At 63.7% G+C, this 12,726-nt stretch carries 7 protein-coding genes; 6 read left to right on the forward strand and 1 reads right to left on the reverse strand.

The features are described from left to right. Window positions 1-104: 104 nt before the first annotated feature. The 4 genes from AC1M7R_RS05530 (at window position 105) to AC1M7R_RS05545 (ending at window position 10,597) form a co-directional block, all read left to right on the forward strand. The gene (locus AC1M7R_RS05530) at window positions 105-4,559 is read left to right on the forward strand and encodes a SpvB/TcaC N-terminal domain-containing protein (RefSeq protein ID WP_490610285.1); all 4,455 of its coding nucleotides are present in this window, start codon (window positions 105-107) and stop codon (window positions 4,557-4,559) included. Window positions 4,560-4,562: 3 nt separating this feature from the next. Next, the gene (locus AC1M7R_RS05535) at window positions 4,563-7,400 is read left to right on the forward strand and encodes an RHS repeat-associated core domain-containing protein (RefSeq protein WP_143151595.1); all 2,838 of its coding nucleotides are present in this window, start codon (window positions 4,563-4,565) and stop codon (window positions 7,398-7,400) included. Window positions 7,401-7,488: 88 nt separating this feature from the next. Then, entirely contained in the window at window positions 7,489-9,255 is a 1,767-nt protein-coding gene (locus AC1M7R_RS05540; protein ID WP_072395243.1) for a sensor histidine kinase, read from the forward strand. Beyond that, window positions 9,248-10,597 (forward strand): sigma-54-dependent transcriptional regulator, encoded by a 1,350-nt coding sequence (locus tag AC1M7R_RS05545; protein ID WP_490610286.1) that lies wholly within the window; start codon window positions 9,248-9,250, stop codon window positions 10,595-10,597. Before AC1M7R_RS05540 ends, AC1M7R_RS05545 begins: the two co-directional genes overlap by 8 nt. 109 nt (window positions 10,598-10,706) lie before the next feature. Here the strand turns inward: AC1M7R_RS05545 and AC1M7R_RS05550 are convergent, their stop codons facing one another. Further along, the gene (locus AC1M7R_RS05550) at window positions 10,707-11,036 is read right to left on the reverse strand and encodes a hypothetical protein (protein WP_143007948.1); all 330 of its coding nucleotides are present in this window, start codon (window positions 11,034-11,036) and stop codon (window positions 10,707-10,709) included. 329 nt (window positions 11,037-11,365) lie between these two features. On the opposite strand from AC1M7R_RS05550, the gene AC1M7R_RS05555 reads away from it, so the two are divergent. Both AC1M7R_RS05555 and AC1M7R_RS05560 read left to right on the forward strand, forming a co-directional pair. After that, on the forward strand, window positions 11,366-12,118 hold the full coding sequence (locus AC1M7R_RS05555; RefSeq protein WP_072395246.1) for a fimbrial protein TcfA: 753 nt from the start codon (window positions 11,366-11,368) through the stop codon (window positions 12,116-12,118). Between the two features lie 89 nt (window positions 12,119-12,207). Then, a complete protein-coding gene (locus AC1M7R_RS05560) occupies window positions 12,208-12,705 on the forward strand; it encodes a CS1 type fimbrial major subunit (RefSeq protein ID WP_072395258.1) in 498 nt (165 codons plus the stop codon). The last annotated feature ends 21 nt before the right edge of the window (window positions 12,706-12,726 follow it).

Here is a 12,726-nt window from a genome sequence, read left to right on the forward strand (position 1 = left end):
TGCTTGCGCACCTGTCGGATCTGACAGGTTACCCATCGCCCATCTCTTGGCATCCTCATGTTTTGCCGGGTATGGCCCTGGCGTTGCCGAACGAGATGATCACGATGGCAGAACAGACGCCCCTCCAGATTGTGCCCCCCACCCTCTCCAGCAGTGCATCCATTGCCACGATCGGCAACCGGATCGGCCCTGTCGGCACCCGGGGAGCCGCCTCGTTCGAGTTACCATTACCCTTGTCCGGAGCCCGTCACCTGACCCCCGCGCTGGCACTGCTCTATGGCAGCCAGGGCGGCAATGGCACCTTTGGTATCGGCATGCGGCTCCCCATTCCCAGCATCGCCCGCCGGAGCAGCGAGGGCGTTCCGCACTATGCCGACGACGATGTGATGATCGATGCCGACGGCGTCGAGCGTTGGCCCGAATTACTGGAGCCGCCGATCATTCGACCCCAGGCAGGCCCCGGCGGCACTACCTGCGCGGTGGTGCGGTATTACCCCAGGGTCGAAAGCGCCTTCGACGTCTACGAACTCTGGACACCCACGGACGGCCGCGCGCCGTTCTGGCGTGTCCAGGGCAGCAACGGCCACCTGTATTGCTACGGCAGCACTGAAGCCTCGCGCATCGCCGAACCCATCGACCCCGAGGCAGATCCTCCCGCGCCGATACGCATCGCCGAATGGCTGCTGCTGGAGGAGGTCAGCCCCTCGGGCGAGCACATCTATTATGAATACGCGGCCGATCCCGGCCCGTTCGACGGCCCCCACGACTATCGCACCCAGCGTTACCTGCGCCGGGTGTGCTACGGCAACGCCACGGCCAGTGAAACCTTTTACTGTTTCGAAGACCAAGACCCGGCAGACCGGGACTGGCATTTCCACCTGCTCCTGGACTACGGCCAGCGCACCCTCGACCTTGCGCAGAAACCTTCCTGGCTGACCGAGGAAGAGGCACCGTGGCACCTGCGCAGCGACCCGATCCACGCATACCGGTACGGGTTCGAAGTCGGCACGCGGCGCCTGTGCCATCAAGTCCTGATGTTCCATCACTTTCCCATCGAGACCGGCACCGAGCCCGCCCTGGTACAACGACTGCTGCTGGAATACACCTCGACGGCACTGGGCTACAGTCTGCTGACCGCCGCCCATTACCAGGCCTGGGACGCCCAGGGTCGGGTCGAATACCGGCCGCCCGTGGAACTGCAATACAGCGGTTTCGAGCTCAACCTCACCCCCGAAACCTTCCTCGAGTTCGAGACGATGCCGGCCATCGAGGACGGTCGGCATTATCAATGCGTCGACCTCTACGGCGAGGGTGTTCCGGGTTTCCTCTGCCGGTACACCGACGGCTGGTATTACCGCGAACCCGAGCGCGCCGAGGCCGGTGGCGACACGATCGCCTACGGCCCGTGGTCACGCCTGGAGAGCCTGCCGGTCGCCAGCGACAACCCGGCGGTACTGCAAGTGTTGACCGACCTGACCGGCAGTGGCCGACTCAACTGGGTCATCGCCCAGCCCGGCATGAACGGCTTCTACACCCTCAACCCGGACCGCAGCTGGTCAGGTTTCCAGAGCTTGCAGCGCTTGCCGACCGAATTCCTGCACCCGGCCGCGCAACTGGGTGACCTTGTCGGCGACGGCTTGCGTTCCCTGGCCATGATCGGGCCCAAAAGCGTGCGGCTGTATGCCAACCTGCGCGAACAAGGATTCGCCCCTGGCGTGAATGTGCCCCACGAACCGGACAGCGAATTGCCCCTGTTCAGCAACGTACGCAGCGAGCTGGTGTTGTTCGGCAACCTGCTGGGCAGCGACAGCACTGAGCTGTGTCGCATCCGCTTCGATGAGATCAAGTGCTGGCCGAACCTGGGGCACGGGCGTTTCGGCGAAGGATTCGTCATGAGCGCCCTGCCCTTTCATTATGGTGAGTTCGACGCCGACCGGGTACGGATCGCCGACCTGGACGGCTCCGGCGCCCCCGCGCTGATCTACCTCGACAGCGACGGCTTCGACATCTACCTCAACCGCGGCGGCAATGGCCTGGAGCAGACACCGGTCCGGGTGCCCTGGCCCACCGGTGTGCGGTACGACAATCTGTGCCAGGTCACCCTGGCCGACCTGCAGGGCCTGGGTTGCGCCAGCCTGATCCTCAGCACGCCCCACATGACCGATATCGGCAAGCCCCGACACTGGCGCTATGATTTCGTCACGGCCCGCCCCTATCTGCTGGAGGGCACGAACAACAACATGGGCTGCAGCACCCGCCTCGCCTACCGCAGCAGCGCCCAATACTGGCTGGATGAAAAGCAGCAGCACGTGGCCCAGGACAAACTCCCCGTGTGCTATCTGCCGCTGGCCCTGCTGCTGGTGGCGCGTCAACAGCAGCGGGACGAGATCACCGGCAATTGCCTGACCCAACGCTTCACTTATTTCGAAGGCGACTACGACAGCCGTCACCGTGAGTTGCGTGGTTTCGGCCGGTTGTACCAGCTCGACAGCGAAGTCTGCGAAGACGAGGCGCAAGAGGGCTTCACCGCACCGGTACTGGTCAAGACCTGGTTCCACACCGGTCGCACCGTCGACCAGCCCCTGAGGGACTGTTTCGCAGGCGACACCGACGCGGTGCCGTTGGGGCCGACGCTGCTGGCCCGCTTCCATGAAAGCGACGAGGCCAACGAGATCATCGTTCCCGACCCGGACACCGCTCGGGAAATGGCCTATGCCTTGGGCGGCTACGTCCTGCGCAGTGAAACCCATCCCGTCGATCCGGACGGCCCCCCCAGGCCCTATACCGTGACGCAACAGCGCTACCTGCTGCGCCATCCCCACGCCCATCAGAAAAGCCTGCTGGTGCTGGAGCTGGAGACCCTCACCCATCAATACGACGGTTTCCCCCACGATCCGCAAGTGCGGCACGACATCAACCTGAAATGGAACCTCTTCGGCCAGCTCATCCACGGGTTCGCCGTTCACTATGCCCGTCGTCTCACCGCCCTGGACTCACCGCCCTTCGAAGACGAACTGGAAAACACCTGGTGGCGCGATGCCCATGACGAGCAGCAGCAGCTGTTCCATATCATCGAGAAACGGGCCGAGCACCTGCACCTGATCGATGACACCGGGCTGCGCCAGCGTCTGGGCCTGCCATGGCGCTCCAGGGCCAACGGGTTGCAACGTCCAAAAGGCGAACTGCCCCAGGGACTCAACCCCAGGCAGATCAGCTACGAAACGTTCCTCGAACACCAGGATTCCGCGCCCTGGGTCGCCGCCCGGCAACTGATCGCACTGCAGGAACAGAATTACCTGCTGGACGAGCACGATGACATCGCCTTCCAAGCCCTGCGTGGCCCTCTGGAAGTGGCTGAATTCGACAAACAGGCTCTGGACGCCTACGACACCGTGCCGCCCCCTTTCGATATTCGCGAGGAACTGGAAACCATAGGCTACGAGCCCATGAAACTGTTCCTGCCGGAAGATCCCGACGAGGACATGGCTGAAAACCTCTGGTCGAAAAAGCTCGGCTTTGCCATCTACCAGCCTCTGGAGGGTTTTTTCCAGGTGTGTGCCCTGCAAGAGACCCAAAGCCATGGCATCACGACGGTCGAATATGACCCTTACCACCTGATGAGCATCGCCATAACCCTGCCGGACGGCTGCAAGACCCGTGTCCGATACGATTACCACTCGCTGTTGCCGCAGCAGATCGTCGATGCCAACGACAACATCCAGCAAGCCTTGTATGGCCCCGGCGGGGTGCCATTGGGGATCACCTTCCATGGCACCGAAAACGGCGTTCCGGCCGGCTTCGATGACATCGCCCGTTACCGTCCGCCCGAGGACCTGACGCCGGGTCATGCCATCGCCTATCCGGAAGAAACCCTGGGCAATATCGCCAGCGCGGTGCGCACCGACGCGCTCAGCTGGATGGGCTCGCTCGACGTCACGCTGGTGCTCTCGACGCAGCGCGACGAGTGGATCCGCGAGCGTTACATGCTGCCCGATGGCCATGTCCGTGCCTCAGGCCGAACCCGCCTGGCGCAACTGAAACAACGCAGCGCCGCCGAGGAACTGCTTTGGGTGCTGGTCAATGCCGCACCCCGGGAACCGGCCCACAGCGTGGTGCTGAGCGCCGATCGCTACCCGGACGATCCGTTACGGCAGGTCCGCATCGCCGTCAGCGCCGTCGACGGTTTCGGTCGCGCCCTGCAAACCAAGCAACGGGTCGAGGCCGGCCAGGCCTACGCCGTGGCCGAGGACGGTTCGCTGGTGCTGGAAAACGGGCAGCCGCTGCAACACCTGGCCGAACAACGCTGGCGCGTGAGCCAGCGTGTCGAGTACGACAACAAAGGGCTGGTCACCCGAGTCTATCGCCCTTATTTCGCCGATGCCTGGCGCTACATCAATGACGCCTCGCTGCGTGCCCACGGCTACCACGACCAGCAGTTCTACGACCCGCCGGGACGCCTGGTCAAGGTCATCAATGCCAAGGGACACGAGGCCTGGCATGTCTATCATCCCTGGTATCAATGCGACCATGACTACAACGATACGGATCCCGGGGCCTGACAGGTGAACAGCCAGCCCCACGCAAACACGCCAGTGCTGGCGGTGTTCGACGGACGCGCCGGCCCGGTGCGGCGCGTGGACTACCTGCGCGACTCCAGCGGCGATCAGACACAGCGGCTGATCACTGCCCAGGCGCATGACGTGGCCGGCCGCATCATTTTCCAGTGGGACCCTCGCCTGCACGGTACGGAAACGGCCAACCTGCATAGCGTCTATAGCCTGTCGGGAACCCCGTTGCTCACCCACAGTGTCGACGGCGGAATGCGTCGGGAGCTCTTCGGCGTGGCAGGACAGAAACTGCGGGGCTGGGACGGGCGCGGCAGCGAGCAACACATCGATTACGACTCGCGACTACGCCCCGTGGCGATCCGGGAACGAGGCCGGGACCAGGCCTGGGTCGCCGTCGAATACCTGCACTATGGCGACAGCTCGAGCGACAGTGCCCGGCGCAATCGATGCGGTCGGCTGGTGGAGCATTACGACACTGCCGGGCGTCTATCGATGATCGATTATTCAATGGCCGGTGCCTCGCTCCATCAGTCCCGGCGCTTTCTCGTCACGCTGGACTCGCCAGACTGGCCCCGGAACGAAACCGAGCGCGATGCGCTGCTCGAACCCACTGCCTACGACACACACTGGTTCTACAGCGCCCTGACTGAAATCCTGGGCCACAGGGATGCCAAGGGCCATGCCCAACGCCGGGACTTCGACATCGCCGGACAGCTCGCGGCCACTCACTTGCAATGGGCCGACAGCCCCATCGCGCAGGTGATTGTCCAACGCATGCAATACAACGCCGACGGTAGACTGAACGCATATATCGCCGGTAACGGGGTCATGACCACCTACAACCATGACCCTGCCAATGGACGCCTGCTTGAACAAAAGGCTGTCAAAGACAGCGACGTCCTTCAACACTTCAGCTACCGGTACGACCCCGTGGGGAATATGACGTCCCTGACCGACCACACCCATGTCACCCGTTATCACGCCAACCAGCGCATCGAGGGCGTCCGCCGGTTCACCTACGACAGCCTGTATCGCCTGGAAAGCGCCACGGGCCTGGAGGCTGGCGGCGCCGGCACTCAACCGCAACTGCCGGCGCTGATCCCGCCGATGGACCTGTCACTGCGCACGCCCTACACCCAGCATTATCGCTACGACCCAGGCGGCAATCTGCAGACACTGGTCCACAACAGCGCGGCCCCGGGCCAGGCGCATACGCTGCACCTGACCATGGACCCGTCGAGCAATCGTTGCGTGCAGTGGCGCAAGGGCGATGTTCCCGGCGATGACCTGAGCTTCGATGCCGACGGCAACCCGTTGACACTGCCCGGAACCGGCAGGCAACTGACCTGGAACCTGCGCAACCAGTTGCACGGCGTGACACAGGTGCATCGCCTGGCCAGCGACGACGATGAGGAGCGCTACGTCTACGACGCCCAGGGCTTGCGTGTGCGCAAGCGGCAAAGCAGCCAGGCGGCCGCTACGCGCCATGTGCGCGAGGTGCGCTACTTGCCCGGCCTCGAGATCCGCACCCTGGACGACAGCCAGGCGCTGCATGTCTGCACCTTGCAAGGCCTGGGCTTCAACGTGCGGGGACTCTACTGGGAAAAAGGCCGGCCGGAAGAAATCGACCAGGGCCAGCTGCGCTACAGCCTGGAAGACCACCTGGGCTCACTGGTCAAGGAACTGGACCAGGACGCCCGGCTCATCAGCCATGAAGGGTATTACCCTTTCGGCGGCACCGCATGGTGGGCAGCGGACTGCGAGGTACAGGCCAGCCAGAAAACCATCCGCTACAGCGGCAAGGAAAGGGACGCCAGCGGGCTTTACTGCTATGGATTGCGTTACTACGCGCCGTGGACGATGCGCTGGGTCAACCCGGACCCGGCGGGGCCGGTGGATGGGTTGAATCTGTATGCGATGGTGGGGAACAACCCTATGCGCTATTCGGACAACCTGGGCCTGAACAAGGACAGCAAGACGCTCCAGGGGGGCAACGAGCTGCTCACGCTCATGAGCGAGCGTACCCAGCTCATTCTGCAAGGCGGGGCCAACCCGCTGCCCGCTATTACCGGCTCACCGGCCAAAGTGAAAAAAATGCGCGAGATCCATTTCAGCGACAACCCGGAAGCCGAGCTGTTTCTCAAGAAGAACAGGGACGACAACCTGGTCGCCCATGCGGGCTTTGAAATACCCGGCGCGACACCTGACGAAACGATTCGACTGACGGATTTCTTCAATATCCCGTTGCCTCCCCAGTTAACGGTGGAACGCCACGGCGTCGTGGAATATCGTCCCGCCGAACAAGGCCTGGAGAGAGACGATCCGGTCTCGGGGGGCATCTTCAAGTTCGGCGATATCGACCGTTACGAGACATTCCTGGAGAAGAAGCTCATCGAGACGTACCAGGACACCCAACGTCCCATCAAGGTCTACAAAGGCACGAACCCCGACCCGATCAACCTGGCGGGCCTGGAGTACGAAACCCCCACGTTTCAACCCCTGCTCCAGAGGCGGTTGAAGGCCCATATCGTCGCGGGGGGAAGTTACCTGCCCAAATCCGCCGGGCTTCCAGGCATGCATGCCGAGAGCGTCGGCGGACACGTTGCGCTGGCTTTTCAGAAGGCCATGACGGGTGAAGCCGATCCGTCGCAGATTCTGGTCGTGACGCAGAAACTCAAGGGTGCCAAGACCGCCTCGGCCTTCCCCGCCTGTTTCAACTGCGCCAACATCCTGATGGAGTCCCAGGATGGCTCTGCCCCGTTCAATGTCCTGACCGACAGGGTGAACATGACTCATCAACAATGGAACCGCGCACTGCAGCCGTACATTTGAGCGCCTGGCCGGCACGCGCGTGATCTTGGCCCTGGCTACGGTCAGCATGCTATGGTGCGCGCCCGACTTTCTACCGGTTCGCGCCAGCATGCTGCCGACTTCCCGTACCTTGCGTCTGTCGTTGTATACCCTGCTGATCCTGGCGGGCGCCGTCGGCGCCGCGGCCCTGGCCGTGCGCCACGCCGAACGCGCGGCCTTGGAGGAAGACGCCAGCCGTGCGAACCAGCAACTGGCGTTGTACGCCAATTCCCTGCACACCCTGATCGACCGTTACCGTGCCCTGCCCGCCGTGCTGGCCCTGGACCCGGAGTTGCGCGCGGCCCTCCACGGTCCCGTCAGCGCAGCGCAGCAGGATGCGCTGAATCGCAAACTGGAAAAGATCAACGGTGCCGCGCAATCGTCCACCCTGGAATTGCTCGACCGTACCGGTCTGGCGGTGGCGGCCAGCAACTGGCGGTTGCCCAGCAGCTACGTCGGGCACAACTATGGGTTCCGGCCTTATTTTCTCCAGACCCGTACCCAGGGCACCGGGCGGTTTTATGCGGTGGGCGTGACCAGCGGCATCCCGGGATACTTCCTGTCCAGCGCGGTGACCGGCGACGACGGCGGCTTCCTCGGGGCGATGGTGGTGAAGCTGGAATTTCCCGAGCTCGAACGAGAATGGCGCCAGGGCAGCGACACCCTGCTGGTCAGCGATGCCCGAGGCATCATCTTCATTGCCAACCGACCGGGTTGGCGCTATCGCCACCTGCGCCCCCTGACCGACAGCGACCGCGCCGAGCTCAAGGCCACCCGCCAATACGACAAGCAGCCGCTGCAAGCGCTGTCCTTCGAGCCGTTGCGGCGCTTTGACGACAACAGCCATCTGAGCCGGGTCGAGGCTCCCGAGGGCGCTGCGGATTACTTGTGGGAGTCCCTGCCGCTGCCTGCCGAAGGCTGGACGCTGCACCTGCTGCGCCCTCCTCAGATCGCCTTCGAGGACCTGCGCAACGCCGGGCTCGCCGCTGCCGGCTCATGGCTGGCTCTGGTGTTCCTGTTGCTGTTTCTCAACCAGCGCTGGCGCCTGGCGAAACTGCGTCAGCGCAGCCGCGCCGAACTCGAACGCCTGGTGCAAGAGCGCACCCGGGAGCTGCGCACGGCCCAGGAAGGGCTGGTGCAATCGGCCAAGCTGGCGGCCCTGGGGCAGATGTCGGCGGCCCTGGCCCATGAAATCAACCAGCCGCTGACCGCCCAGCGCACGCAACTGGCGACCCTGCGCCTGCTGTTGGATCACGGCCGGGTCGATGATGCCTACAAGGCCCTCAAGCCGGTGGACGACATGCTCACCCGCATGGCCGCCCTCACCGGCCACCTGAAGACCTTCGCCCGCAAAAGCCCCAGCGGCCTGCGCGAACGCCTGGACCTGGCGGCGGTGGTGGACCAGGCCCTGCAACTGCTGGAGACACGCCTGCGCGATGAGCAGATCGACACCGTGCTGCACCTGGCCCGCCCGGCGTGGGTACGTGGCGACGCGATCCGCCTCGAACAGGTGTTGATCAATCTGTTGCGCAATGCCCTCGACGCCATGGCCGGACAACCGCTCAAACGCCTGGAAATACGCCTGGAGGCCGATGATCAGTTGTGGCGCCTGACGGTCAGCGACAGTGGTAGCGGCATCGCCGAGGAACACCTGGCGCAGGTCTTCGATCCGTTCTTCACCACCAAGGCCGTGGGCGACGGCCTGGGCCTGGGGCTGGCGGTTTCGTTCGCCATCATCCATGAGTCCGGCGGACGACTGACGGCGGACAACCATGAAAACGGCGCGGTATTCTGCGTGACCTTGCCCATCGACCAGGAGGCGCAGTTGCATGCCTAGCGAGTCCCTGTTGCAAAACGTGATGGTGGTGGACGACGAAGCCAGCATTCGCAGCGCCGTCGAGCAATGGCTGAGCCTCTCGGGGTTCCAGGTGCAATTGTTCGGCCGCGCCGAGGAGTGCCTGGCGAGCTTGCCTGAGCATTTTGCCGGGGTGATCCTCAGCGATGTACGCATGCCTGGGCCCAGCGGCCTGGAACTGCTGGCCGAAGTACGGCGGCGCGACCCGGATCTGCCGGTGATTCTGCTGACCGGCCACGGCGACGTGCCCATGGCCGTCGAAGCCATGCGTGACGGCGCCTACGACTTCCTGGAAAAACCCTTCAGCCCCGAAGCCCTGCTCGGCAGCCTGCGCCGTGCCCTGGACAAGCGCGCCCTGGTCCTGGAGAACCGGCGGCTGCACGAACAGGCCGACGCCAGGGCCCGACTCGATGGGACATTGCTGGGTGTTTCCCGGGCGCTGCAGAACCTGCGGCGCCAGGTACTGGACCTGGCGACGTTGCCGGTCAACGTGCTGATCCGCGGCGAAACCGGCAGCGGCAAGGAATTGGTCGCCCGTTGCCTGCATGACTTCGGCCCGCGGGCGAGCAAGCCCTTCGTGGCCTTGAACTGCGCAGCCATTCCCGAGCCGCTGTTCGAGGCGGAACTGTTCGGCCATGAAAGCGGCGCGTTCACCGGCGCCCAGGGCAAGCGCATCGGCAAGCTCGAATACGCCGACGGAGGCACGCTGTTTCTCGATGAGATCGAAAGCATGCCTCTGGCCCAGCAGGTCAAGCTGCTGAGGGTATTGCAGGAACAGAAGCTCGAACGCCTGGGCTCGAACCAGAGCATTGCCGTGGACCTGCGCATCGTCGCCGCCACCAAGCCGGACTTGCTGGAAGAAGCCCGGGCCGGACGCTTTCGCGAAGACCTGGCTTATCGCCTGAACATCGCCGAGCTGCGCCTGCCGCCGTTGCGTGAGCGGCGTGAAGACATTCCCCTGCTGTTCGAACACTTCACCCACAGCGCCGCCGAACGCCTCGGCCGCCGCGCCGCGCCCCTGAGCGGCCCGCAACTGAGTCATCTGCTGAGCCACGACTGGCCGGGCAACGTGCGCGAACTGGCGAATGTCGCCGAACGCCAGTTACTGGGGCTGGACCAGCCGCACCTGCTGGAAAGCGAGCCAGGCCAATCCCTGGCGGCCCGGCAGGAAGCGTTCGAAGCCCAATGCCTGCGCGCCGCCCTGGCCCGACACAAGGGTGACGTGAAAGCGGTGCTCGAAGAACTGCAGCTACCACGCCGCACCTTCAACGAAAAGATGCAGCGCCATGGGCTGAGTCGAGAAATGTTCCTGCAGGACAGCTGATGCCGCAAGGCCTGGATCGGCCATCGCTCGGACCGCTGCGGTGTCGGCCCCCCATACCGCAGACACCCGCCCCATATGGACGCGAGCCTGCTCGCGGTGGACGCAGCGCCTAGCTTGAGACCAGGCTGGCGAGCATCCTTTTCTTGCCGGCCACATCCAGGGCGCGGTAACTCTCCAATAGCATTTCCTCATCAGGCGCCAATGATGGCTTCACGGCTTGCCCGCGTTCGCCGATCAGGACGTACTGCGCATCCACGCCGATCACCGCCAGTTTCGCCACCAGGTCGGCCGGGCATTTCTGCCGCCCGGACACCACTTCCTTCAAGCGTTGCGGGCTGGACTCCCCGGCGGCCCGGGAGGCGGCCGCCAACGAAAAACCGCAACGGTCAATCTCTTCGCGCAAGCGAACGTGGATATATCCCACCAAATCTATTGACATGGTGTAACTATCCCACCAAAATAATTCGGACAAACAACACTCATCTTTGCCTCACAGGAATCCACCATGCCCGTGCCAATGCCGCGCGTCCGAGAAGTCACCTCATTGACGGCAGCCAGCGTGTTCAGGTGCGTTGGGTCTGAATCTACTTTGGAAATTTCCTACATGAAATAGGGATGCATCTGTAGCACAAAAGGAAGTAACACAAATATAGCTCGCCCCCGAGACGAGAGATTTCTCTTCACCGCTACGGACCCGGGGTCAAGGGCAGGATCCTCCACCAAGCGTATTGAAAACCTTGATGTTTTCTCACCCACTTGAGGTCAGACATGCATTTGTATCAAACATTTACCGTTCGATGGGCTGTCTCGAGCAAGCTGGCACTCCTGACGCTGGTACTCGGTTTGTCGATGCCGGCGGCCGCCAACATGGTGGTCTACCCGATGACCAGCACCATCGGCGCCGAGCAGGACGGTATCGGCCAGATCCAACTGCACTCCAAATCGGACAAGGTGCAATACATCAAGGTCAGCGTGACCCGGATCCAGCGCCCCGGCACACCGGACGAACATGAAAGCCCGCTGTCTCCCGCCGATACCCAGGGTATCGTCGTGTCGCCACAACGCACGGTGCTCGCCCCGGGCGCCAGTCGTACGGTACGTATTATCGCGCAAGCGATCCCCAGCGAGGAAACCGTCTACCGCGTTTATTTCGAGCCGGTGGCCGCGCCGGACCTGGCGGATGAAGTCACCTCCGAGCAAGGCGTCCAGCCCAGGATCGGGGTCAACCTGATCTGGGGCGCCCTGGTACGCCTGCTGCCCGACGAACGCCGCACCAGCATCAGCCTGCAGCAGAACGGCGGCGCCCTGCGCAACGACGGCACCCTGCGCGTCGGCGTATTGCAAGTCGGCCGCTGCGCCGACACCAAGGGCGAGAAAGACTGCATCTGGAACGACGTCAATCGCAGCCTGTACCCGGGAAGCACACTCCCCGTCTCGCCGCCCGGCGTGAACGGCAACGTGCTGATGCGCTTCGTGACCAGCGACGACAAGCAGCCCCGCACCCTGGCCGTGCTGCCTTAAAGCCCGACCCTATCACCCCTTTTTTACCTGAGCTACGTGCCTTGCACGTGGTCTGGCCCTGTTCACCCATAGCAAAGAGGCAACACCCCATGAAACTGTTCCAAATCGCTCCGTTGGCACTGGCTGCCCTGGTTTCACTGCCCGCCCTGGCGGTGGAAAAAAGCATCCTGGTCTACGCCGATGTCGATCCGACGATCGAACTGCTCCAGTCCGATGGCAGCCCGCTGCCGGCTTCCATGGAGATGGCCTACCTGCCAGGCGCGGGTCTGCAGCCTACCCGCCTGGGAACGCGGATCTTCAGCAATGACACCGACAAAGACATGACCCTGCGGCTGATCACCAACCCGGTGCTGGCGAACATGACCAATCCCGCCGCCACGGGCGTTCCCCTGTCCGTCAGCTTCGGTGGACGCGCACTGAACACCACCGGTGTCTCCCTGTCGGCTGCCGACCTGTTCCCCGGCGGCGACCCGACCAGCGGCTCGATCGAGCAGATGCTGGACATCCGCCAGACCACCGTCGGCGCCATCGCCAACGCCGGCCGCTATGAAGGCATCGTCAGCCTGGTCCTGACCCAGCAGCCGTAACGACCGTCGGTCCTCCCCAGA

The sequence above is a fragment of the Pseudomonas sp. MS01C9 genome, assembly GCF_058202755.1.